Raw genomic sequence first — 23,969 nt, 5'->3', positions numbered from 1 at the left:
GCAAATCGGGTGAGGGGCCGCAGCTCTAACGAGGGACTGCAACCCCTCACCCGGCGCTACGCGCGACCTCTCCCAAGGGAGAGGTGAAGCTCCGCGGTCGATCCAGCTCAACCTAAACTTATCCTGCCCTTGATCGGCGCTTCCGCGCGTAGCGTCGCCTCGATCTCGCCGAGGATACGCGCCAGCCGCTCGGCCCATGCGGTCTCGCCGGCCTGGTCGGAGATCAGGTCCTGGCGAATCTCGATGCCGGAATTCATCAGGCCGCGCTGCTCGCCATGCACGGGGATGGTGTAGTCGGTCTCGTCGCTGACCGCATAGGGCTCGTTGTCGCCGACCACGAGATCGCCCTCGGCGCGTAGATGCTTCAGCAGCAGCGGCGGCAGCGCCTTGTCTCGGTGATACAGCGTGCCGATGTGCCAGGGACGTGCGATGCCGGCATAAACCGGTGTGAAGCTGTGCAGCGACACCAGCACTGTCGGCATGCCGTGACGCGCACGTTCGTCGATGATGTCGTCGATGCGCCTGTGATAGGGATCGAAGATCTGCGCGCGGCGCATCTCGGCGGCCTCGCGCGACAGGCCCTCATTGCCCGGAACGGTGGTGGCTTCGCTGATCAGCGGGACCGAGCTTGCGACATGCGGCGGCCGGTTGCAGTCGATCACGAGCCGCGAGTAGCGCTGCGCGATCAAATGCGCGCCGAGCAGGTCGGACAGCTGCGTGGCGACGCCGGCGATACCGATGTCCCAGGCGATGTGCCGGACGAGCTCGCCTTCGGGCAGGCCGAGATCGCCGAGCGGGGAGGGAATCAGCCTGCCGTAGTGGTCGCAGGTGAATAGGAACGGTGAGCGGCCGGCAGGATTGTGTTCAAGAACCGGTGAAACATCGGTGCTTGCGAGCAGGAACGATGGACCGCCGCCGTAATTCAAGGGCTTTTTCCTCAACTTTGCCTATTCAAGCGGCATGCTGGTTTGGAATCGAGCAGCTTTCTCTATAGATTATGCGGCTCGAAATCACGATGATTGTTTGAAGATGCCGCTACTGACTATCCATCACAAGACCGTTTATCGCTACGCGCGCCCGGTGGCGTTCGGCGAGCACCGCATCATGCTGCGCCCGCGCGACGGCCATGATCTGCGCGTGCTCGACAGCGCGCTTGTGATCGATCCGCAGCCGATGTCGCTGCGCTGGATCCATGACGTGTTCGGCAACAGCGTCGCGATCGCAGCCTTCGACGAGCGCACCGACACGCTGTCCTTTGTCTCGACCGCGACGGTGGAGCACAATCCCGCCGACAGGTTTGCGCTGACGCCGGATGACGCGGCTTATTTCTATCCGTTCCTCTACGACGATGAGGAATTCCCCGATCTGCAGCAGTTCATCACGCCGCAATATGGCGACCCGACCGGCGAGCTGTCGGCCTGGGCGCGGCGCTTCCTCGATGTCGAGGCGCCGACGCTGACGTTCAAGATCCTCAGCGACATGACGCATGGCATCCGCGAAGCGTTCAGCTACCGCAAGCGTTACGAGCAGGGCACCCAGCATCCGCTCGATACGCTGCGCACGAAGTCCGGCACCTGCCGCGACTATGCGCTGTTCATGATCGAGGCGCTGCGCCGGCTCGGCATCGCCGCGCGATTCGTCTCCGGCTACCTCGCGATGCCTCCCGGCAGCGCGCACGGCTATGTCGGCGGCGGCTCGACCCACGCCTGGGTGCAGGTCTATCTGCCGAGCGCGGGCTGGATCGAGTTCGATCCGACCAACGGCATCGTCGGCACCCGCGATCTGATCCGCGTCGCGGTGGCGCGCGATCCGCGCCAGGCGATCCCGCTGCACGGCGTCTATCTCGGCGCCGCGGATGCCTTTCTCGGCATGGACGTCGACATCAAGGTCGTTTCGGTCGGCGAGAGCGTGGCGGAGCAGGAGACGGCCTGACGATGCAGATCAGGGTCGGCTTCGAGATCACCTACACGGCGGCGCAGCCGACCCCGATGGTGATCATGTTGTCGATCCATCCGTCGCGTTACGCCGACATCGTCGGCACCGAGCGCATTGCGACCGTGCCGGATGTGCCGATCGGTCTCTATCGCGACGGCTTTGGCAATGTCTGCGGGCGCCTTGTCGCGCCGGCCGGTGGCGTCACCTTCCGTGGCAGCGCGCTGGTGCGCGATTCCGGGTTGCCCGACATCGTCAATCCGGCGGCGCAGCAGCTGCCGGTCGAGCAATTGCCCGACGACTTGCTGCTCTATCTGATGCCGAGCCGCTATTGCGAGACCGACAAGCTGACCGACATCGCCTGGTCGCTGTTCGCCGGCACACCGCCCGGCTGGGCGCGGGTGCAGGCGATCACCGATTTCGTGCACCGCCATGTGACGTTCGGCTACCAGCACGCCCATCACATGAAGTCGGCGCACGACGTCTATGAAAGCCGCGCCGGCGTCTGCCGCGACTTCGCGCATCTGGCGCTGACCTTTTGCCGCTGCATGGGAATTCCCGCGCGCTACTGCACCGGCTATCTCGGCGACATCGGGGTGCCGCCGGATCCCGCGCCGATGGATTTTTCCGGCTGGTTCGAGGTCTATCTGTCCGGCCAGTGGTACACCTTCGATGCCCGCCACAATGTGCCGCGGATCGGCCGCATCCTGATGGCGACCGGCCGCGACGCCGCCGACGTCGCGCTCACCACAAGCTTCGGCCGCATGACGCTGACGAAATTCGTCGTCGTGACGGAGGAAGTGGCGGCGGGATGACCTGGTCTTTCGTCATTGCGAGCCGCCCGGTCGGCGCAAAGCGTCGCCGGATGATAGGCTCCGCGAAGCAATCCATTGAGCAGCGGGCGCGAACCGAAGTATGGATTGCTTCGTCGCTTCGCTCCTCGCAATGACGGCTGTAAAAATCACGATGACCTCCGATCTCCTCTTCGTCTACGGCACACTGATGCGCGGTTTCGACCACCCGATGGCGAAGCTGCTCGCGGGCAATGCCGAATTCTTAGGATCAGCGCAGTGCCGCGGCCAGCTCTACCTCGTGAAGCATTATCCGGGCCTCGTCGTGTCGGACGATCCCGCCGACATCGTGCACGGCGAGTTGTTCCGCCTGCGCGAGCGCGAGGCCATGCTGCGCGAATTCGACATGTACGAGGCCTGCGGCGAGGGCTTTCCACCGCCGACCGAATATCTCCGCGAGATGCTCAAGGTCACGCTCGCCGACGGCAGCGTGAGCGAGGCGTGGACCTATCTCTACAATTGGCCGGTCACCGAGCTGCCGCGGATCGCCTCAGGAAAATTCCTCGAGCACTAGCGGCTTCACACTTCCCGCTCGACGCGGATGTCGACCTCGCGCTCGACAAAGCTCCATTCCTCGGTGGCGCGCAGCATGGCGACCAACTCGTCGAACAGGTTGTCGTGTTCGGGTGCGAACTCGAACCAGGTCAGGAAGTCGAAGGGCATGCCGAGGTCGCGGGCATGAAACAGCTGGCGGGCGATCGCCGGCAGGTATTTCAAGGTGCCGGCGATGTGGTGCGACTTGTCCTCGAAGATCTTGCGGCGCTCTTCCTGGGTCAGCTCCCACCACGCCGCGGACTTCCGGATCGGGATCAGCGCCGCGTGGGTTGCCTCGCTGCGGCCGAGCCCGGCTTGCACGGCGGCAAGCTTCTCGCGCTCCTCCTTTTCGGTGTAGCGCAGATGGCTGGCGACGCCGGCGAGCCGCCAGGAGGTCTGCGCCGGCAGCAGCGGCAGCGCGATCGCATCGCTCGCAACGATCGACAGCGCCGCGACCTTCGGCAGCGTCTCGCCCTTCACCCGCGTGATGGACGTGACCTGCCAGCCGCCGCTCTGCCCGCCTCTGAATGTCGTGAACATGGCCTATCCAATCCCGGAACCGGGGAGGGGGCAAGGTGGCTGAGACTTCTCTCCACCGAGGAATCCGGGGTAGCCCGGTGGTGCCGCGGAGCCTGTGAATAGTCCGGAAAAATCCTACATTCTTCGTCCAACCACCGGGCGCCCCTATATGGCTAACCGGTTGACCAGCGACTCACCGGATACCACGCTAAATCGTCCCATGCGTTTCACGCCCCAATTCCTCGAAGAGCTGCGCGCCCGGCTTCCGGTCTCGGAAGTCGTGGGCAAGCGCGTCAAGCTCAAGAAGGCCGGGCGAGAGTGGAAGGGGTTGTCGCCGTTCCAGCAGGAGAAGACCCCGTCGTTCACGGTCAACGACCAGAAGGGGTTCTACCACGACTTCTCCTCGGGCCAGCACGGCAACATCTTCGACTTCGTGATGCAGACCGAGGGCGTCACCTTTCCGGAGGCGGTCGAGCGGCTGGCGTCGATGGCCGGCATGGCGATCCCGGCGGCGAGCCCGGATGCGGCGCGGCACGAGCAGCGCCGCCGCACCCTGCACGACGTGATGGAACTGGCGACCAAGTTCTTCGCCGACACGCTGGCCTCGCGTAACGGCGCCAAGGCGCGCGGCTACCTCGCCGACCGCGGCATCTCACCGGCGACCCAGCTCCAGTTCCGGATGGGCTATGCGCCGCCGGATCGCTTTGCGCTGAAGGAGCATCTGGGCGCGTTAGGAATCTCCACCGAGGACATGGTGGAGGCGGGGCTGCTGGTGTCCGGCGAGGACAAGCCGGTGCCGTTCGATCGCTTCCGCGACCGCGTCATGTTCCCGATATCGGATGCACGCGGCCGCGTCATCGCGTTCGGCGGCCGCGCGCTGGAGAAGGACGTTCCGGCAAAGTACCTGAACTCGCCGGAAACCACGCTGTTTCACAAGGGCGACAATCTCTACAATCTGTTCACGGCGCGGCAGGCCGCGCATGACGGCGCGCAGCTCATCGTCGTCGAGGGCTATGTCGACGTCATCGCCATGGTCACGTCGGGCTTTCCCGGCGCCGTCGCGCCGCTCGGCACCGCGCTGACCGAGAACCAGCTCGCGCTGCTCTGGAAGATGGTCGACGAGCCGATCCTCTGCTTCGACGGTGACCGCGCCGGGCAGAAGGCCGCGTATCGCGCGGCCGACATTGCCCTGCCGCAGCTCAAGCCGGGCAAGAGCCTGCGTATCGCGCTGCTGCCGGAAGGGCAGGACCCCGACGATCTCGCCCGCTCCGGCGGCCGCGCCGCGATCGAGGACGTGATCTCGGCGGCGCGTCCGCTCGCCGACATGATCTGGTCGCGCGAGATCGAGGGCGGCAATTTCGACACCCCCGAGCGCCGCGCCGCGCTTGAGGCGCGGATCGGCGAACTGACCAATGGCATCCGCGACGAGGTGGTGCGCCGCTATTACCGGCAGGACCTGCAGGAGCGGCTGCAACGCAACTTCGCCCCGGAGGGCGGCCGCGGCGGTTACGGCGGCGGCTTCGGCAGGGGCAATTTCGGCGGCGGGCGCGGCGGCGAATCACCCCGCCAGTTTGCGCCCCGCGGCCCGGCCCGAGGCGGCCAGGCCGGCCGCTTCGGCGGCAAGGGCGGCGCCACCCCCGGGATTTCACGGGGTCCGTATCAGGCCGCGAGCCCCCAGCTCGCCAACAGCTCGATCATGCGCGGCCAGCGCAGCGCGATCTCCCGCCGCGAGGCGCTGATCCTGCTATCCCTGATCAACCACCCCTGGCTGCTGCACGACCATCTGGAGGAGGTGGCGGCGCTGGAGCTCGCCCACCCCGAGGCCCACAAGCTCAGGGCCGCCATTATCGCGGCCTTTGCCCACGATCATCACCATTCCCCCGACGTCGAGGAGCAGGCCGAGAAGATGCGCGCTGACCTTGAAGCAGGCGGATTATCGCAGATTCTTCAAAGGGTTGAGCGGGCGATCACAACCCAGGCGGTGTGGGGGACGCAAATCGGTGCGGCGCGCGAGGATGTTTTATCAACCTGGCGTCAACTCGTTGCCTTGCATCAGAAAACCCACGCCTTACTTAGGGAAAGAAAAGATGCGGAAGCGGCCTTGGCTGAAGACTCCAGCGAGGCCAATCTGGCATGGTTGCAGGATATCCAGGCCCGGATGGCAGAAGCCGACGGGACCGAAGCCCTGATTGAAGGGTTCGGCGAATTATCGGGCCGGTTCCAGCGTAATGTCTGATAACAAAAATGCTGCGGACGGCACCGGCCGAACCAGCGAAAAGACTCGCCAAATCTATGGTTTGGCTGCAAAAACAGGGTTAAGCGAAACTTAATAGCCTCGCGGCTATTGCAGATGGAAACCATCGAGACGGATGACAGGGGTGGCGAAATTTGTGCGCCGCCCTTTGTGCGTCGAGAGAGTAATTCTAGATAGCGTGCAAACGTGCGTGCGTGGCACCATTTTGCATGACCGCGTTTCGGGAGCTTAGTGAATGGCCACCAAGGCAAAGACGCTGCAGGTTAAGGACAAGGAAAAAGACGACAAGGCAGCGGATGCTCCTGAGAAGGATTCCGCTGACGCGCCGTCGCCGTTGCTCGACCTGTCGGATGCCGCGGTGAAGAAGATGATCAAGCAGGCCAAGAAGCGCGGCTTCGTGACCTTCGATCAGCTCAACGAAGTGCTGCCTTCCGACACGACCTCGCCCGAACAGATCGAAGATATCATGTCGATGCTGTCCGACATGGGCATCAACGTCACCGAGGCCGACGACTCTGAAGGCGAGGACGAGAAGGACGACGGCGACGACGAGACCGACAACGAGCTCGTCGAGGTCACGCAGAAGGCCGTCACCGAGGTCAAGAAGTCGGAGCCCGGCGAGCGCACCGACGATCCCGTGCGCATGTATCTGCGCGAGATGGGCACCGTCGAGCTGCTGTCGCGCGAGGGCGAAATCGCCATCGCCAAGCGCATCGAGGCCGGCCGCGAGGCGATGATCGCGGGCCTCTGCGAGAGCCCGCTGACCTTCCAGGCCATCATCATCTGGCGCGACGAGCTCAACGAAGGCAAGATCTTCCTTCGCGACATCATCGATCTCGAAGCCACCTATGCCGGCCCCGAGTCGAAGGGCGGCATCAATCCGAACCTGATCGGCAACAACGGCGCCGAGGGCGCCGCTGCCGAAGGCAATGGCAACGGTGCTGACGCCGCCGCGCCGGCGCATGTCGCGCCGCCCGCAGCGCCGCCGTCGCCGACCCCGTTCCGCGCCGCGCCCGCCGGTGCCGAAGCCGGCACCGAGGAGAAGGATCCCGGCGAGGCCGCCGCCGAAGGCGACATGGACGACGACGAGTTCGAGAACCAGATGTCGCTCGCCGCCATCGAGGCCGAGCTGAAGCCGAAGGTGGTCGAGACCTTCGACAAGATCGCGTCCGAGTACAAGAAGCTGCGCCGCCTGCAGGAGCAGGATATCGCCAACCAGCTGCAGAGCGAGTCGCTGTCGCCCTCGCAGGAGCGCAAGTACAAGAAGCTGAAGGACGAGATCATCGTCGAGGTGAAGTCGCTGCGCCTCAACCAGGCCCGCATCGACTCGCTGGTCGAGCAGCTCTACGACATCAACAAGAAGCTGGTCTCGTTCGAGGGCCGCCTGCTGCGCCTCGGCGACAGCCACGGCGTCGCGCGCGAGGACTTTCTGCGCAACTACCAGGGCTCGGAGCTCGATCCGCGCTGGCTCAATCGTGTCTCGAAGCTCTCGGCCAAGGGCTGGAAGAACTTCGTCCATCACGAGAAGGACCGCATCAAGGACCTGCGCCACGAGATCCAGTCGCTGGCCGCGCTCACCGGCCTTGAGATCGGCGAATTCCGCAAGATCGTGCACGGCGTGCAGAAGGGCGAGCGCGAGGCCCGTCAGGCCAAGAAGGAGATGGTGGAAGCCAACCTCCGTCTCGTGATCTCGATCGCCAAGAAGTACACCAACCGCGGCCTCCAGTTCCTCGACCTGATCCAGGAAGGCAATATCGGCCTGATGAAGGCGGTCGATAAGTTCGAGTATCGCCGCGGCTACAAGTTCTCAACTTATGCCACCTGGTGGATCCGGCAGGCGATCACCCGCTCGATCGCCGACCAGGCCCGCACCATCCGCATCCCCGTGCACATGATCGAGACGATCAACAAGATCGTCCGCACCTCGCGCCAGATGCTGAACGAGATCGGCCGTGAGCCGACCCCGGAGGAGCTCGCCGAGAAGCTAGGCATGCCCTTGGAGAAGGTCCGCAAGGTCCTCAAGATCGCCAAGGAGCCGCTGTCGCTGGAAACGCCGGTCGGTGACGAAGAGGATTCGCATCTCGGCGATTTCATCGAGGACAAGAACGCGATCCTGCCGATCGACGCCGCGATCCAGTCCAACCTGCGCGAGACCACCACGCGCGTCCTGGCCTCGCTCACCCCGCGCGAAGAACGCGTGCTGCGCATGCGCTTCGGCATCGGCATGAACACCGACCACACGCTGGAAGAAGTCGGCCAGCAGTTCTCGGTGACGAGAGAGCGCATCCGCCAGATCGAAGCCAAGGCGCTGCGCAAGCTGAAGCATCCGTCAAGGTCGCGCAAGCTGCGGTCGTTCCTCGACAACTAATTCAGTCGGTATCCATTGAAACAAGAACGGCGGGCAAATGCCCGCCGTTTTTCTTTGGCCAGTCCGTGCTGCATTTCGTACGCCTGCGCCCGCGGCCACCCCTCTCCCCAACCCTCCCCCGCAAGGGGGGAGGGAGCCCTTCTGCCGGCGCGCCCCTCACGCTTGAGACCAGCGCGCGACGACATGCGATGTGCAAGCCGTGAGAGCGACGTGAGGTGAGCACGCTGGTTAGGCTCCCTCCCCCCTTGTGGGGGAGGGTGGGGAGAGGGGTGCCGCTTGCTCTGATGCCGATGGTGTGCGGAGGTGGTTCAGCGGGTGGACTTGACGTAGCGACCAACTCGCCCGCGCTACTTCTTCTTCGCCCCGACCCGCTCGATGGACTTGATCTCGAGCGGCGGGCGGCCGCCCTTTTCGGCGATCTCGCGGTCCTGGTCGCGCAGGAAGGCGCGCACCGGCTCGTCGCCGTCGAGCCCGCCAATGAGCTCCGAGGGCACGCGGCGGTTGGAGCGCTGCGAGCCGTCTTCATAGAAGACGTTGAAGAAGGCGAATTCGCCTTTGGGATTGGTCCCGGGTTTTTTCGGCATGCGCGGCTTGTCCTCGATCAAGGCGTCGCTGTCAAAGCAAATCGCCTGCGCCGGTGCGCCGGTCTGCCCTGCGCAATCTGGCAGCGAACGCCCTTGCGGTACGAGCCGACGTAATCCGCCGACATGTCAAGATGACAACGGCCTGCGAGATGTCCACCGTTCTGTTGCGTCAGGTCGCCGTCTCAGCCCTCGAACAGCACGAACGCCGCCCACACGCTGGCGTCGCGGGCGCCCGCCACTTTGCCCTCGCGCGCATCGCGCCTCGTCTGGCGCAACGCATCGGAATAGGTCAGGCCCTCGGCGAGGTGCTCGTAGAAGCGCACCGTGAAGTTCGCGGTGCCTTCGTCGGCGACCGGCCACAGCGTCAGCAGCGCGCGGCGGGCGCCGGCGATGCCGAGCGCGGTCGGCAGCCCGCGCAGGCCGCTGACGAAACTCTCGTCGCCGCGGCCGGTCTCGCAGGCCGACAGCACCAGCAGATCGAGCCCGGACAGGTCCCAGTCCATCAGCTCGAAGGCATAGAGATAGCCGTCTCTGTCGTCGCGCAGCGGCCAGCGGCCGTCGCCAGCGCCCGACAGCACGATGCCGCTCTGCCAGAGCGTGTCGAGGCCGGCCGCGGTGCTGTCGTGATAGAAGCCGTGCGTCGCCAGATGCGCGATGCGGACCTTGCCGATCGCCTCGCGCAGCGCAGCTTCGCTGACGCCGCCGCCGGTCAGCATCTCGACCGGTGCGCCGCGCGCGCGGGCGAGTTTGGCGATCGCCTCGATCTCGGTCCTGGTGCCGGGCAGCGGCATCGGCCCCGGCTGGCCGTATTCGATGCCGCCGGCGAGCAGCATCGCGCCCGTCCGCTCGAGCGTCTCGCGCGCATGGATCGCGATCAGCGCATCGGGGCTGGTCAGCAGCCGGATCGTGAACTTGTCCTCCAGCAGGCCGCCGTCCGCGCCGGGCAGCAGCGAGAACGGCACCGCAAACAGGAATCCGTCCGGCACCACATAGAGCGTGGTCTTGTCCTTCAGCATGGCCTCCAGCGGCGCGAACAGCCGCGCGTGCAGGTTCTGGAAGCGGCCTTTGGTGTCGAGTGCTCTGGTGTCGGAGCCTCCGGCGTCGAGATCGGCGGCGGCGGCCCGTGTCGTCCGCAGCCGCGCGATCTCGGTCCGCACGCCGGTGTCGACGGTCTTGCCGGGATCGCCGAGATCGACGACGCGCGGCTCGCTCGTTGCGGTCTCGACGATGGCGTAGAGCACAGTCGCCGCCAGTGGCTCCTTCGACTGCCGGTCCGCCTTCCACTGCCGCGTGATGAAGTAGTTGACGACGGCTTCCTGCGGGGCGAGCAGCTGCGCGGGACGGATCGGGTCCTGTGGCAGCTTGACGCCGATCGCATCGAGCCGCTTGTTCAGCGCCTTCTCGGCCGCGTCCTGCCGCTGCCATACCGATCGCGCCCAGTCGTCGATATTGCCCGACGAGAACAGCTCCTGCTTCTCGCCGTTGAGTCGCAGTGCCGCGCGCACCAGCGCCGCGGTCTCCGCGTCCTTATCCGCGACCTCCGTCTCGAACCGGCGCAGCGCGGTGGCGTCGCCGCCACCGAGCGTCTTCCAGCGCAGCACGGCGGCGGCAAAGGCCGGCTGTGCCACAGCGGAGCCGGCCCCGGTGGCGAAGCGGCCGAACGCGAACAGCAGGTGGTCGGCATGGGCGCGGATCGCTTCCGCGACGGCGCGATCGCCCGCCGTGCCGACCTCGCGCTTCATCCACTCGAACATCTCGCGGTCGAGCGCGGTGAACGCGCGCACCGCGCGGTTCGGATCGCTCGCGATCAGGGCAACGGCGATGCCGAGCTTGATCTGGAAGGAGAGCGGATGCTGCGCGGTGAAGGCCTTGGTCGAAATCGCCAGCGCGGTTTCGCGCAGCCGCATGCCCGCGTCCAGCTCGCCGCGCCGCTCGCGCTGGCCGGCGGCGAGTTCCGCCGCCTTGATGCGCAGGAAGTCCGCGAAATTCTCCTCATTGGCGACGATCGCCTCTAGCCGCGCCAGATCGGCCGGCGACGTCGCCGCGTCGCCGGCGGCGAGCATGTCGGTATAGAACAGCCAGGCGTCGGCCTGGCCGGCGAAACTCGGATCCTTCGGCGCCAGCACGGTCGCGATCGCGCGGTGCCGGCGGAAATAGCGGCGAGCGTCATCGAAGCGGCCGAGGTTGAGGAAGTCCTGTCCGGCGTTGTTGACCGTCACCAGCGTGTTGAGATGGTTCTCGCCGTAACGCTTGACGCGCTTCTCGATCGCGAACAGATCGAGCTCGAGCGCCTTCGCCGGCGCGCCGATCTCGCGCAGCATGTCGGCATAATTGTTGGCGAGCTTCGCGGTGGTGCGGTGGTCGGGCCCCAGCGCCTTCTCCGAGCGCTCGAAATTGTGCCGGCCCAAATTCGTCGCCGATGCCGCCGAGCCATTGGCCGACAGCGCGACCGCGAGCTTGTCGTTGGCGATCAGCGATTCCTCGGAGCCTTCGCCCCAATAGGCATTGAAGGCCGCGATCCCCTTCATGTAGACCGGAACCGCTTCGGCGATCCTGGCGTGGTCGGACAGCAGGATGGCGTATTCCAGCAGCACATCGGCGATGCCGGGCGGCGATTGCGCCGCCGCCTTGCTCTTGAATGCGCGCATGAACAGTTTTTCGGCGAGATCGTCGCGCTTGACCGCGCGCAGCGTCGCGGTCGCGTCGTAATATTGCCCCATCACGAATTGCGCGTCGTCGAGCTTGTCGGCGGCGTCGAGCGCGGCAGCGAGCTGCGCAGCGCCGGCGTCGATCTTGCCGCTGCGCGTCAGCGTGATGGCGTTCTTCATCTGCGCGGTGATCGCCTGCGTGCTGCCGGCGCCTTGCGCTGGCGCGCGCTTGGTGGAGGCGTTCTGCGCGCTGGCCGTATCGATCGGCCCGGTCAGTGTGGCGCCGAGCGCGAGGATGATACCGAGTGACGCGGCAACCCTGCGCGCGTGTGCGAAGCGTCCGGCGATCGTCATCGGCAGCACATCCTCATTCCCAGAATTCGTCACCGGATGGCGTTCCCCAATGACGGCGTCGTTGCAGCCAGCCTGGCTGGCTTTAGACGCGCGCCTTTGCATGAACAAGACAAGCGAACGGCGGCGCGGCGCCGGGACCGGTTTACCGGGCTGGTGCTTTCTTGGTCGCCGCCAGCGCCTCCGGCGTTCACGCACGCTCCCTGAGATGCACCCGCGTGGTGCGCCGCCGCTTGCATGCCAGCGGCATGAGCGCGCCATCGGATGATGTTACCGCTGGCGGACGCACTTTCCCGGCAACCGCCTTTCGCTTCGAAGCCGAAACGCGCCAGCGCCGAAACCATTGATTTTTCTGACCATCGTCACTTGCGTCATCGCGTCCGATTCGCGTATGAGGCGCATCCTTGGCTTTATACAACTTTTCTCGAGAGTCTATCGCCGATGTCCAACGCCACAAGCGACGCCAACAAGGCGCTCGTGCTCGCGCATTACGACGCCGTGACCAATCGTCTCGATCCCGACGCGATCCGCGCCCAGCTGGGGTCCGATTACTTCGACCATGCCGCAGGCAAGCGGATGAGCGCCGAGGAGGTGATCGCGCATGCGTCTGCCATGCACGAGACCTTCGCCGACCTGTCGGCGGTCGCCGAATGCCTGGTGGCCGAGCGCGACATCGTCGCCGGCCGCTTCGTCTGGCGCGGCCGGCACCGCAGCCCGTGGCGCGGCATCGCCCCGACCGGCCGTCACGTCGAATTCCGCGGCATGACGTTCTGGCGGATTCACGACGGCAAGATTTCCGAGCGCTGGGCCGAGATCGACTTTGTCGATCTGGAGCGTCAGCTCAAGGATTGAGGGAAATCTGCACAACTCCGCCGCGCCGCGACCGTGATCTGCCGGCATCACCAGCTGTGTGCATCACAGGCTGACACGTCCCACCAAACCGATCGCGAGCGCCGCGGCCAACCGGCCGCCGCTGCGCCGCTTCATCGCCGGCGAACATCGCCTCGGCCTGTTGATGGCGCAGCGCCGCTGGACGGCGGCGGTGTACGAATTCCTCCGCTTCGGCGTCAAGCAGGCGTGGGCCTGCCTGTTCGGCGGCATCGCGGTGGCGCTGATGATCGGCAGCTGGCGCTTCTATCCGCCGGACGCGGTGCTCGCGCGATACGACTTCCTGTTTCTCTCGATGCTCGCCGTCCAGGTCGCGCTGCTGGCGGGAAAGCTCGAGACCTGGGAGGAGGCCCGGGTCATCCTGACCTACCATGTCGTCGGCACGGCGATGGAGGTCTTCAAAACACAGGTCGGCTCCTGGATCTATCCGGAGCCCAGCATCTTCCGTATCGGCGGCGTGCCGTTGTTCTCCGGCTTCATGTATTCCTGTATCGGCAGCTACATCTGCCGCTGCTGGCGGCTGTTCGATTTCCGTTTTGTCCAGCATCCGCGCCGGCTCGGCCTGATCGCGCTCAGCGTCGCGATCTATCTCAACTTCTTCAGCCACCATTACGTCATCGACCTGCGCTGGGGGCTGTTCGCCTGGGCGATCAGGCTGTTCGGCCGCACCCGCATCCATTTCAAGGTCTGGACCCGCGACCGTTCGATGCCGCTGCTGCTCGGCCTCGTGCTGGTGTCGCTGTTCATCTGGTTCACGGAGAACATCGGCACCTTCACCAAGACCTGGCTCTATCCCTCGCAGCGGCTCGGCTGGTCGATGGTCGGAATCGAGAAGCTCGGGTCGTGGTTTCTGCTCCTGATCATCAGCTACACGCTGGTCAGCCTGGTCAATGCGCCGCTGAGGTGGCGGGCGAGACACGACGGCAGGATGACGCAGCTGCGGGCGGAATGTCGGTGCCGACACTTTGACGGCCTCGTTTGCTCCGTGGCATGATCGGCCATTCGAAGCAGGAGGGATGTTTGCATGCTCAGGTGTCGTTTGGCGGTTGTGTTCGGCGCCTTGCTGCTTGCCACCCCCTCCTATGCCGCCCGCTGCGGCGGCAGTTTTCCGGCCTTCGTGCAGTCGTTCTCGCAGGAGGCGGCTAGCGCCGGCATCCAGCAGGATGTGATCTCGCAGGCGCTCGGCGGGGTGCAGCAGGATGGCGGGGTGCTCGCCTTTGACCGGCGGCAGCGCTACACCTTCAATAAGACCTTTGAGCAGTATGTCGCCACCCGCGTCGGCTCTGGGCGCATCAATGGCGGCCGTGCCATGTTGCAGCGTCACGCCGCGCTGCTGTCGAAGATCGAGCAGCAATACGGCGTGCCGCGCCAGATCCTGGTCGCGATCTGGGGGCTGGAGACCGATTTCGGCAAGGGCGACATGGGCAAGCTGCCGGTGTTCCGCGTGCTCGCCACGCTGGCGCATGATTGCCGCCGCACCGACCTGTTCCAGGGCGAGCTGCTTGCCGCGCTCAAGATCCTGCAGCGCGGCGACCTGCGTCTGAACGACATGATCGGCGCCTATGCCGGCGAGATCGGCCAGACCCAGTTCCTGCCGTCGTCCTACATCAAGTACGGCGTCGATTTCGACGGCGACGGCCATGTCGATCTGCGCCACTCGGTCGCCGACGTGCTGGCCTCGACCGCGAACCTGTTGCACTCGAACGGCTTCAAGATGGGCGCGCCCTACGGCGAAGGCAGCGCGAATTTCGAGGCGATGCGCGAGTGGAACAGGGCGGTGATCTATCGCAAGACCATCGGGTACTTTGCGGATCAGCTCGTGGGGCGGTGAGGGCGCGTCGCCTCAACGTCATTGCGAGCCACCCGGTCGGCGCGAAGCGCCGCCGGATGACAGGCTCCGCGAAGCAATCCATCTTTCAGCATATGCGGCGCGATGGATTGCTTCGTCGCTTCGCTCCTCGCAATGACGCCACGTACTATCGAGTGACGGCATGGAAACCATCGGCAGCCAAAAAATCTGGTCGTTCTTCGACCGCCGGGGATGCCAGGTCGCGAAGAATTCGGCGGTGCGGGAGGGGCCGGGGCATCGCGTCGGCTCCTATCTCGAGCTCGCGACCAAGATCGCGGAGCTGCAATTCCTCAACCGCGACCATGTGCTGCTGTTTCGCGGCCAGGGCGCCGACTTCAGGAACATCAAGCGCAACTCGTCGCTGAAGCCGACGCTGTTTCGCGGCGGCCGCGGCAATCCTGATCCGGAGACGCTGGTCCGACGGTTTGCGACGCTGCAACGTGCCGAGCAGGTCCTGATCGCGGAGTATGCGAAAGCAAAACTGCTTGGGCTGGAGCGGCTGAAGCGGCATCGCATCCTGCGCTGGTCGATCCTGCAGCATTACGAGGTCTGCACCACGCCGCTGCTCGACGTCACCCATTCGATCCGCATCGCCGCCTCGTTCGCGTCGCTGGCGGAGATCGGCACCGCCTTCCTCTATGTGCTCGGCGTGCCGAATTTAAGCGGCGCGATCACCGCGAGCGCCGAGGCCGGCCTGCAGATCGTGCGGCTGTCCAGCGTCTGCCCGCCGGCGGCGGTGCGGCCGCATATCCAGGAGGGCTATCTGCTCGGCGAGTATCCCGAGATGTCCGGCACCGAGCAGAAGGAAAACTACTTTCCTTACGAGATGGATTTCGGCCGCCGGCTGGTCGCGAAATTCTCGTTCGCGCCGTCCTCGTTCTGGAAGAACGACAATTTCCCGCAGGTGACGCGGAGCGCGCTCTATCCGTCGGAGCGGAGCGATCCGCTGTTTCGGCTGGCGCTCGGGGTGAAGAAGCAGCTGGGGTGAGCAGGCTCTGCGCTGCTCCGTAGGATGGGTGGAGCGAAGCGATACCCATCGCCTCACCACGCGGACGGAATTGATGGGTTTCGCTGCGCTCTACCCATCCTACGAGACCGGTTGTTGTGGCCACCGGATGCGGATGTGAGCCTCACAGGCCGCGCAACATATTCAGTGTCGTCCCGGGCTTGACCCGGGACCCATAACCACAGATGCGTGTCGGTGTCTGACGCTGTGGCCGCAGCGTGCTCACCAACGCGCCCCTGTGGTTATGGGTCCCTGCTTTCGCAGGGACGACGGATGGTGTGTGTGCCGTCATGCAGTCAACCCGCCCGCGCCGCGTCGCGCGCGATCCGCCTTGCCGCGGTCTTCTCCATCCGCCGCTGCATCACCTTCCAATAGGTCCCGGGGCGGAAGCGTTGCAGCAGGTCCATGAAGATGGCGTCCTTGCCGATCAAAATGCGCGGCTGGTTTTTCTCGATGCCGGTGATGATGCGTTGCGCGGCGGCCGTCGGCGTGGTCCTCGCCAGCGTCTCGAAGCGCTCGATCGATTCGGAGCGCCGGGCATTGTCGGTGACGCCGCTGCCGGTGCGCGAGTTGCGTGCGATGTTGGTGGCGATACCGCCGGGGTGCACGACGGAGAGCTTCACCGGGCTGTTCGCCACCGCAAGCTCGTGGCGCAGGCTCTCGGAGAAGCCGCGCACGGCGAACTTGGCCGCGCAATAGGCGCTCTGGCCGGGCGGGGCGACGATGCCGAAGATCGAGGAGATGTTGACGATATGCGCCTCGCGCCGCTGCGACAGCAGCGGCAGGAAGGCGCGGGTGCCGTGCACCACGCCCCAGAAATTGATGCTGAACAGCCAGTCCATCTGTGCCTGGTCGATTTCGCTGAACTCGCCGAGCAACGCGACGCCGGCATTGTTGACGACGATGTTGAGGCCGGGATGCGCGGCGCCGGCCGCGTCGGCGAACGCGGTGATCTGGGCGGGCTCGCTGACATCGACGCGGTGGATGGTGACCTTGCGCTGGCTAGCCTTGGCGATCTCGATTGCCTTGGCGATCTCGGCGGCGGTGGCCTGCAGGCCGCCCTCGTCGCGGTCGGCGATGGCGAGATCGCAGCCGCGCAACGCCAGTTCAAGCGCGAGCGCGTGGCCGATGCCGCTGGCAGCTCCGGTCACGGCGGCGGCGGATCCAGAGATCGCGGTCATTTCGGGTGGGCTCCATCAGAACGAGGCGCGACGGTTGCCATGCTGGAACACGGCGGTCCTCACTTTTCTCAAATTGGAACCGAACCATCCAGTGATTTTAGGCATTAACATTTGTTAAGCGCGCAACCGAAGCATTGAAACCAAGGGAGGCCAGCCTATGGGACAGTCAAAGCCCTATCGTGCGAAGGCCCTGGTTGTTGAGGACGACCCGATGCAGCGCGAGATGATCGAACTGCTGCTGGAAGAGAGCGAGTTCGACGTGATCTCCTGCGAGAGCGCGGAAGCTGCAGAATTGGTGCTGCAGGGCAGCGGCGACAACGTCGTGCTGATGCTGACGGATGTCGAGTTGGCCGGCAACATGACCGGCGTCGAGCTCGCCCATGTCGCCAAGAAATACAAGCCCGATCTCGATGTGATCGTCACCTCGGGCAAGCCGCTGCGGCAGCGCCTGCCCGAAGGCACCATGTTCTGGTCCAAGCCCTGGGCGCCGCTGGACGTGATCCGGGTCGCCGAGACGAAGGCCTCGGAGCTGTCGGGCGGCCGCCGGCTGAGGTCCGTATAACGGAGTTTGTCAGCACGGGCGAACGGCGGCCGGCCGGTGGCCGCTTCCGCCTGCCCGGGCGTCGTGATATTTCCGGACCATGTCGCTCCCGCTTGAGGATTTGAAATGACATGGTCCTTCTTGCTGACCACGCTGATCGTGGTCGCCTCGCCCGGCACCGGCGTGCTCTACACCCTGGCGGTGGCGCTGACCCGGGGCTCGCGGGCGAGCGTGGCGGCGGCGTTCGGCTGCACCCTCGGGATCGTACCGCAGATGATCGCGGCGATGCTCGGCCTTGCCGCCATCCTGCACACCAGCGCGATGGCGTTCGCGGCGCTGAAATGGGGCGGCGTGGTCTATCTGCTCTATATGTCCTGGCAGGCGCTGCGCGAGCGCGGCGCGCTCGCCGTCGACACCGAGATCAAGCCGCGCTCGAGCGGGCGGGTGATCGTGACCGCGATCCTGATCAACATCCTCAATCCGAAGCTGTCGATCTTCTTCCTGGCCTTCCTGCCGCAGTTCATCGCCGTCGACGACCCGCATCCGCTGACGCGGATGGGCGAGCTCAGCTTCGTCTTCATGGCGATGACCTTCGCGGTGTTCGCGGTCTACGGGCTGTTCGCGGCGTCGGTGCGCGACCGCGTCATCACCCGGCCGAAGGTGATGGCCTGGCTGCGGCGCAGCTTTGCCGCGGGCTTTGCCGTGCTCGGCGCCAAGCTCGCCTTTGCCGAGCGCTGAGCTCGCATCGGCTCGCGGCCGAGGCTGGCAACAAAAAAGAGGCAGGCAATAAAAAAGCAGGCCTTGCGCCTGCTGCCTTGCCCCATCTGCCGGGGTCGATCGGTTAGGTGAATCCGGGGTTGATGCGTTCGGGGCTGGCGTCGTTGCGACCCACGGTCCCGGACCGGATGCCCGGGCAGGGCAAGAGCCGCTACCCGGGCTGGAATTCGTTACTTCTTGGCGGCCTTCTTCTTGGTGGCCTTTTTCGCCTTCGCCTTCTTCGCCTTCTTCGCTTTCTTAGCCATAGTATCCTCTCAGGGTTTAATGGATTGAACGCGACTCCGAGGCATGCTTGGCGGAGGGCCAGCCTCGCAACATCCTCACTACCAAACTCAGCAGATTCGGAGGCGGCTGCCGCGTGCTGTCACGGCGCCGTCATCGTGTTATCCACAGCTGTTACGTGTTTTCGCCGGTTTTTTCGCCAGCGTCGGCGTGTCGCGCGTCGCGGCGCCGTCGCGCCGGTCATGCTTAACGACGCGCAAATGGTGGACGCGCGCATCTTCATCAATTCAAAACCACGGCACGGATTCACCCGCGGCGGTGAGAGTCCGTTAAGCGGCGCGGCCGCATCCTCACCGGCAAGACAACGGGGATTGTCATTGGGAGAAACGCCCTGGGCATGATCCGGAAAAGTGCGAAGCGGTTTTCCGGAAAGATCATGCGCAAACAAGGGCTAAAGCGCGATGACGATTCAACCGGATCGCATCGTGCTTGAGGGGCGGAAGGTCATTTCAGGGGAGGCGAGGCCGATACGGGTCTCGAACAGGGGCGATGTTGAGCGTTCCGACGCTTTGGACGGTATTCGTTATCAATTTTCTCGCGCTCGGCCTGATCTGGGCCTATGTCGCGCAAAGCTATCCAGCTTTCGGCGCGGCGCGGTTCTGGACCGCGTCCGCCTTCGTCGCGTCCGCCGGTGCCTCCTGCGCGATGCTCCGTGTGATGATGACGGACTCGCTTTTGCCGCTGCTGGCGGCGGGGACGCTGATGGTGTTCGCCGCCGGCCTTGCCGCGATGGGCATCGAGCGTTTCTACGGCAAGCCGGTCGGCTGGCGCAGCACCGCGCTGTCCACCGCGTTCGCGTTCGCCGGCCTCGGCGTCTTCATCTTTGCCTATGACAGCATGCCGATGCGCATCCTGGTCTACACCGTCGCCCAGGTCATGCCGTTCGCGTTGACGCTGAAGCTATTGCTGTCGCCCGAGAACGGGCGCGTCAGCCCCGGCGCGCGGCTCGCCGGCATCGTCGCCTCCGTGCTGATCGGCATCTATGCGCTGCGCCTCGTCGGCGCCCTGCTGCAGCCCGGCGAGTACTCCTTCGTTCGCTTCAATGCGGGTCAGTCGCTGGTGATCCTGCTGATGGTCTTCCTGTCGATGGCGCTCAATTTCGGCTTCCTGCTGATGGCGATCGACCGGCTGCGCAACGAGGTCGCCGACCTCGCGCTGCTCGACGATCTCACCGGCGTCGGCAACCGCCGCCATCTCCTGCAGCGGTTGACCGAGGAATGCGCGCGGTCCGACCGCAACGGCGAGGCGTTCGCTCTGCTGGTGATCGACCTCGACGGCTTCAAGGGCATCAACGACACCCATGGCCACGCCGCCGGCGACGCCTGCCTGCAGCACTTCACGCTGATGGCGCAGACCAGGCTCCGCCCGGGCGACATGCTGGCCCGCACCGGCGGCGACGAGTTCTGCATCGTGCTGCCGTCCTCGACGCTGCGCGAGGGCGCGATGATCGCCCGCCGCGTGCTGGAAGTCTGCCGCGCCGATGCCGAGCAGTGCACCGGCAACGACATTCCGATCGCGGTCTCGATCGGCATTGCGCAATGGACCCGCGAGATCGGGATGCATCCGGACCGCCTGATCGCCGCCGCCGACCACGCGCTCTACGATGCCAAGAAGGGCGGCAAGAACGGCTATGCGACCTACGAGCCCAGGCTGCCGTCCGAGATGGTCGATGCGCTGGAGGCGACCCTGCGCAAGCGCGCCTGAGCGTGCTAGAGCATGATGAGATCAAGTTGAGTTGGAGCGGCGGCGGGACCTCACCTCTCCCTTGGGAGAGGTCGGCGCGCAGCGCCGGGTGAGGGATTACGGTCTCTCGTTAGCGCCGCGGCCCCTCACCCGATTTGCTCCGCAAATCGACCTCTCCCCGCTGGGGAGAGGTGAAACGAAGCCGTTGCAGAACCGAAGCGCGACACCGGAATGTCTGTCATGATGCCTCGCCTGCTCACCGCGCTCCTTGCGCTCGTGATCTCCTCCGCCGCTATGGCCCAAACCCCCGATCTCGCGGCAATCGCGCGATCGCAGGGGACGCCCGAGATTCCCGGGTTGAAGATGGTGTGGCTGTCGCCCTGGGGCGACGTCGCCAGGGCGCACCCCTGGCGCAACATCGTCGTGCACCAGACCGAGGGGCCGGCCGGTTCGGCGCGCTACGGCGCGCAAGACCAGCACAAGAACCCGACAAGGCGCGGCGTCCTGGTCTGGGTCGAAACCGACGGCACGGTCTATTGGGCGGTCGCCGACAACCTCGTTCCGACCCACACCGACGGCGCCGATCGCAACGACAACAAATACATCGACAACAACAAGACCTATCACCAGGTGAACAAGGACAGCTCGATCGGCGTCGAGTTCGCCGGCAATTACCCCGATGTCACCAAGGGGCCGACCGACGCCCAGATCGCAGCCTGGCGGGTGCTGGTGAAGGTGCTGCGCGCGCGTTACGGCATTCCGCTCGACCGCGTCTACGCGCACAACTGGATCGACTTCAAGGACGCCCGCTACTGCGAAGGCTGCGCACTCGCGACCATGGCGCGAGAGTGGGGCGAGTAGGGGTGGACTCATCAAGACGAAGCGGAAACCCGCCGAACCTCAGGGACATCGCCTTCTGACCCGACTGAGACATGCGAGGTTCAAGATTGTTGCGGCGCAAATTGACCTTTGAACTCTGTTTCCATGGCCGCAATTTCCTGATGTGATCTTCGATATTGCGAACCAGTTTGCTGTGATCCCTGCGCGGGGCGCCGTGCCGATCACCATCATGTCGTGACCAAAACTTTTGAACAGGAAGGACATCAGATGCCTTCACGCCGTCGATTTCTGACCGGCACCGTCGCGACCGGCGTCGCGCTGTCAATGCAGCACCCCGCGGCCACGGTCGCGCAGCAAAAGCGAGTGATCGTTGATTCTCAGGTCCACCTGTGGCCGGCGAGCACCCCGGAAAGACCCTGGCTCCCCGGTGGCAAACCGCAGCTTCCGGAGCCCTTCACCATCGAGCGGATCATTCCACTGATGGACGAGGCCGGCGTCGATCGCGTCGTCATCGTTCCGCCGGCGTCGCTCGAAGGCGAGCGCATCGACTATGCCCAGGAGGCGGTCAAGCGATATCCGGGCCGCTTCGCCATCATGGCGCGCGTCGCCCTCGACAAGCCCGACCGCGCGGCACGGCTCGCGACCTGGCGCGACCAGCCCGGCGTGCTGGGCGTGAGGCTGAACTTCGGCCCACGCGAAGCGGCGTGGCTGACAGACGGAACCGCGGACTGGTTCTGGCCGGCGGCGGAGAAGGCCCGGCTGCCTGTGATGTTTCTCACGTCGGGCCAGACATCGCTGTTCGCCGGCATCGCCGAGCGACACCCGCAACTTACACTCATCATCGACCACATGGGTGTCGGCGCGGGCCTTCGCCCTCGTGCCGATTCATCGGACTCCGTGAAAAACAACACGGTGCCGGAGGCTATTGTCCAGGCGGCGGCGCTCGCAAGATATCCGAACGTGTCGGTGAAGTTGTCGTCGGTGCCGCTGATTTCGACTGAGCCCTATCCATTCCGTGACGTGACCCCGCATATCCACCGCCTGTTCGACGCCTATGGCCCGGAGCGCTGCCACTGGGGGACGGATCTCACCAATTCATTCGCCAGGGCGACCTACCGGCAGCGCGTGACCGAATTCACGGAGGAGCTTCCGTTCCTCACCGAAAGCGACAAGGACTGGATCATGGGCCGCGCGATCCTGGCGCGGCTTCGCTGGACGTAACCAAACGTGTTGCGATGCATGAGTCCGCTTTAGGCCGAAGCCGACGCTGAGCAGCCGCATCGACGGCCACGCGCGCGCGATGAAGGATTCAATCCTGCGGACGCAGGGCCGCTTCGGCGCGCTGTATCATCCGCCGCCATCGCTCGCTTGTCGGCCCGCCCATCAGCAGGAAGCAGCGGACGATCGCGATCGGCAGCCAGGTCTCCATCGCTTGCCTCAGCGCCGCTATCGGTGTGCCGGACAGCCGCGCGTATTCGGATTGCGCGGCCGCATGGACCGCAAGCGGCCGCTGCGGATTGTCGGTGATGTCGAGGGCGAGCTCGGTCAGGTTAATGTGAAAGTGCCCATGATCGAAGGCCGCAGGCGCGCGGATCGAAAAGGTCCAGTCGATCAGCCGCGGACCATCCGCCGTCATGATCACGTTGTTGGGGTGGATGTCGCCATGGCACAGCCCGTCCCCCGGCTGCTGCAGGCGGTCGATCAGCGCGAGGATGCCGGAAGCGAGGTGCCTGGGCACGATGTTGCCCGAGTGCCTGAAGGCGCTCTCCATCCAGCGGCGCAGATCGATGGCCTCCGGCGGCGGCGACATCCTGTGAACGGACATGATGAGTGACGCGATGATCGCGCCCGCCTCGGCGAACGTCACCTCGCCGCTGCGCGTGAGTTGCAGCAGTGTCGGTCCGTCGAGGCGGGCGAAGACGATGCCGAAGCGTCCGTCGATCGTCACCTCGTCGAACACCTCCGGCGCAGGCAACCCGGCGGCAAAGACCGCCCGGGTGATCCGCGCCTCTTGCCGGCCGAGCCGCGGCGGGAAACCTTCCTTGAACAGTTTGACGACCTGACCCGGCGCCCAGGCGTGGATATCAGCCGTGCCGCCCTGGTTGATCTTCTCCCCGAGGAATCCCTGCATCGCCTGTCCTCCCGCCGGTCGCGACCAAACACCGGCGGCCGCCAAAAGAGAACGCTTCCGCGAGCTTGACTGCCAGCCATGATCGTGGCTTGTCCCCGGCCGTGGCGTTTGCCAGAATCGCGCAGCGATCTGAGGCAAGTCTGGTTCTGGGCCCTTGGCCGACATGGCCCCGAGCACCTCTCCTGTCCGCTCCCGAGGCGGAAGCGGACGTTCGTGGGCGCCGATGCATCACGCCGCCGCGGCTGTGGCCGTCCCGCCCAGACATCCGAGCTAACCCAACGAATGCTTCTCGAGAGCCGCCACGACTCTCTCCAGGGCGACGTTTCTGCGGCGCATTTCGACGATATGTTGTTCGCAAATCTCAACCGCCGTGCGCCGGGACAACCCTCTGCGTGCACGCATGCTTGTCCGGTAACAAAGCCAGACCCCTGCCGCCGGAAGGACAATGATAGCGAGCCATGCCAGCGCCAGCGCCAGGCTCAAATCGGCGAGGGCGCGACGGAAGTCGCCCTTGGCGAGGTGCGCAATGGCGCGAGTGTTGTAGGCGTCCGTATAGTTCGGATCGAGCGCGATCGCCGCACTGCAGTCGGCGATGACGCGATCGAGGTCACCTTTCGTCCTGTATAAAAGGGACCGATTGTAGTAGGCGAGCGCATATTTCGGATTGAGTGAGATCACCCGGTCGTAGTCGGCGATGGCGCGATCAGGATCGCCTTTGACCTGGTAAGCGTAGCCGCGGTTGAGGTAGGC

The 23,969-nt window shown here is 65.2% G+C and carries 21 protein-coding genes; 14 read left to right on the top strand and 7 right to left on the bottom strand.

The genetic code is table 11. From position 1 onward, the window contains the following. Positions 1–107 precede the first annotated feature (107 nt). The gene (locus tag AKN84_RS41030) at positions 108–926 is read right to left on the bottom strand and encodes an N-formylglutamate amidohydrolase (RefSeq protein WP_050426043.1); all 819 of its coding nucleotides are present in this window, start codon (positions 924–926) and stop codon (positions 108–110) included. A 103-nt stretch (positions 927–1,029) separates the two neighbouring features. Here AKN84_RS41030 and AKN84_RS41025 point away from each other — a divergent pair, with 103 nt between their 5' ends. The 3 genes from AKN84_RS41025 to AKN84_RS41015 all read left to right on the top strand — a co-directional run bounded on the left by AKN84_RS41025 (position 1,030) and on the right by AKN84_RS41015 (position 3,297). Continuing rightward, positions 1,030–1,932: a transglutaminase family protein gene (locus AKN84_RS41025; RefSeq protein WP_050426046.1), complete on the top strand. Its 903-nt coding sequence runs from the start codon at positions 1,030–1,032 to the stop codon at positions 1,930–1,932. A 2-nt stretch (positions 1,933–1,934) separates the two neighbouring features. Continuing rightward, positions 1,935–2,747 (top strand): transglutaminase-like domain-containing protein, encoded by an 813-nt coding sequence (locus AKN84_RS41020; RefSeq protein WP_050426042.1) that lies wholly within the window; start codon positions 1,935–1,937, stop codon positions 2,745–2,747. A gap of 151 nt (positions 2,748–2,898) precedes the next feature. Next, a complete protein-coding gene (locus AKN84_RS41015) occupies positions 2,899–3,297 on the top strand; it encodes a gamma-glutamylcyclotransferase family protein (RefSeq protein ID WP_050426045.1) in 399 nt (132 codons plus the stop codon). A 5-nt stretch (positions 3,298–3,302) separates the two neighbouring features. Here AKN84_RS41015 and AKN84_RS41010 read toward each other — a convergent pair whose 3' ends face one another. Then, the gene (locus tag AKN84_RS41010; RefSeq protein WP_050426041.1) at positions 3,303–3,857 is read right to left on the bottom strand and encodes a chlorite dismutase family protein; all 555 of its coding nucleotides are present in this window, start codon (positions 3,855–3,857) and stop codon (positions 3,303–3,305) included. A 199-nt stretch (positions 3,858–4,056) separates the two neighbouring features. On the opposite strand from AKN84_RS41010, the gene dnaG reads away from it, so the two are divergent. After that, positions 4,057–6,072, top strand: a complete 2,016-nt coding sequence (dnaG, locus tag AKN84_RS41005; RefSeq protein WP_050426040.1) for a DNA primase — start codon at positions 4,057–4,059, stop codon at positions 6,070–6,072. Positions 6,073–6,325: 253 nt separating this feature from the next. Beyond that, entirely contained in the window at positions 6,326–8,458 is a 2,133-nt protein-coding gene (gene rpoD, locus AKN84_RS41000; RefSeq protein ID WP_050426039.1) for an RNA polymerase sigma factor RpoD, read from the top strand. A 347-nt stretch (positions 8,459–8,805) separates the two neighbouring features. Here rpoD and AKN84_RS40995 read toward each other — a convergent pair whose 3' ends face one another. Beyond that, the gene (locus tag AKN84_RS40995; RefSeq protein ID WP_050426044.1) at positions 8,806–9,042 is read right to left on the bottom strand and encodes a hypothetical protein; all 237 of its coding nucleotides are present in this window, start codon (positions 9,040–9,042) and stop codon (positions 8,806–8,808) included. A gap of 182 nt (positions 9,043–9,224) precedes the next feature. Next, positions 9,225–12,077, bottom strand: coding sequence for a CHAT domain-containing protein (locus AKN84_RS40990; protein WP_128971631.1), 2,853 nt, complete (start codon positions 12,075–12,077; stop codon positions 9,225–9,227). A gap of 405 nt (positions 12,078–12,482) precedes the next feature. Here AKN84_RS40990 and AKN84_RS40985 point away from each other — a divergent pair, with 405 nt between their 5' ends. The 4 genes from AKN84_RS40985 to AKN84_RS40970 all read left to right on the top strand — a co-directional run bounded on the left by AKN84_RS40985 (position 12,483) and on the right by AKN84_RS40970 (position 15,766). Continuing rightward, positions 12,483–12,893 (top strand): ester cyclase, encoded by a 411-nt coding sequence (locus AKN84_RS40985; protein WP_050426037.1) that lies wholly within the window; start codon positions 12,483–12,485, stop codon positions 12,891–12,893. A 58-nt stretch (positions 12,894–12,951) separates the two neighbouring features. Next, positions 12,952–13,923, top strand: coding sequence for a DUF817 domain-containing protein (locus AKN84_RS40980; RefSeq protein WP_244485756.1), 972 nt, complete (start codon positions 12,952–12,954; stop codon positions 13,921–13,923). A gap of 30 nt (positions 13,924–13,953) precedes the next feature. After that, on the top strand, positions 13,954–14,760 hold the full coding sequence (locus AKN84_RS40975) for a lytic murein transglycosylase (RefSeq protein WP_050426036.1): 807 nt from the start codon (positions 13,954–13,956) through the stop codon (positions 14,758–14,760). Between the two features lie 160 nt (positions 14,761–14,920). Further along, entirely contained in the window at positions 14,921–15,766 is an 846-nt protein-coding gene (locus AKN84_RS40970; RefSeq protein WP_050426035.1) for an FRG domain-containing protein, read from the top strand. A 314-nt stretch (positions 15,767–16,080) separates the two neighbouring features. On the opposite strand, the gene AKN84_RS40965 is transcribed toward AKN84_RS40970, so the two are convergent. Further along, a complete protein-coding gene (locus AKN84_RS40965) occupies positions 16,081–16,965 on the bottom strand; it encodes an SDR family NAD(P)-dependent oxidoreductase (protein ID WP_050426034.1) in 885 nt (294 codons plus the stop codon). A 157-nt stretch (positions 16,966–17,122) separates the two neighbouring features. Here AKN84_RS40965 and AKN84_RS40960 point away from each other — a divergent pair, with 157 nt between their 5' ends. From AKN84_RS40960 to AKN84_RS40940, 5 genes are all read left to right on the top strand, one after another. Next, entirely contained in the window at positions 17,123–17,527 is a 405-nt protein-coding gene (locus AKN84_RS40960; protein ID WP_050426033.1) for a response regulator, read from the top strand. Positions 17,528–17,632: 105 nt separating this feature from the next. Beyond that, positions 17,633–18,244: a LysE family translocator gene (locus tag AKN84_RS40955; RefSeq protein ID WP_050426032.1), complete on the top strand. Its 612-nt coding sequence runs from the start codon at positions 17,633–17,635 to the stop codon at positions 18,242–18,244. 810 nt (positions 18,245–19,054) lie between these two features. Then, positions 19,055–20,269 carry a GGDEF domain-containing protein gene (locus tag AKN84_RS40950; protein WP_050426031.1) on the top strand — a complete coding sequence of 405 codons (1,215 nt, stop codon included), beginning with the start codon at positions 19,055–19,057 and terminating at the stop codon, positions 20,267–20,269. 219 nt (positions 20,270–20,488) lie between these two features. Next, positions 20,489–21,109, top strand: coding sequence for a peptidoglycan recognition protein family protein (locus AKN84_RS40945; RefSeq protein ID WP_050426030.1), 621 nt, complete (start codon positions 20,489–20,491; stop codon positions 21,107–21,109). 303 nt (positions 21,110–21,412) lie between these two features. Continuing rightward, the gene (locus tag AKN84_RS40940; RefSeq protein WP_244485755.1) at positions 21,413–22,309 is read left to right on the top strand and encodes an amidohydrolase family protein; all 897 of its coding nucleotides are present in this window, start codon (positions 21,413–21,415) and stop codon (positions 22,307–22,309) included. An 88-nt stretch (positions 22,310–22,397) separates the two neighbouring features. On the opposite strand, the gene AKN84_RS40935 is transcribed toward AKN84_RS40940, so the two are convergent. Both AKN84_RS40935 and AKN84_RS40930 read right to left on the bottom strand, forming a co-directional pair. After that, a complete protein-coding gene (locus AKN84_RS40935; protein ID WP_050426028.1) occupies positions 22,398–23,219 on the bottom strand; it encodes a phosphotransferase in 822 nt (273 codons plus the stop codon). Between the two features lie 270 nt (positions 23,220–23,489). Beyond that, on the bottom strand, positions 23,490–23,969 hold a 480-nt coding region (locus tag AKN84_RS40930), incomplete at its 5' end, for a tetratricopeptide repeat protein (RefSeq protein ID WP_128971629.1).

This window comes from Bradyrhizobium tropiciagri (genome assembly GCF_001189845.1).
Classification (GTDB): Bacteria; Pseudomonadota; Alphaproteobacteria; order Rhizobiales; family Xanthobacteraceae; genus Bradyrhizobium; species Bradyrhizobium tropiciagri.
Note: the sequence above shows the minus strand (reverse complement) of the source record. Positions and strands in the feature narration are given on the sequence as shown.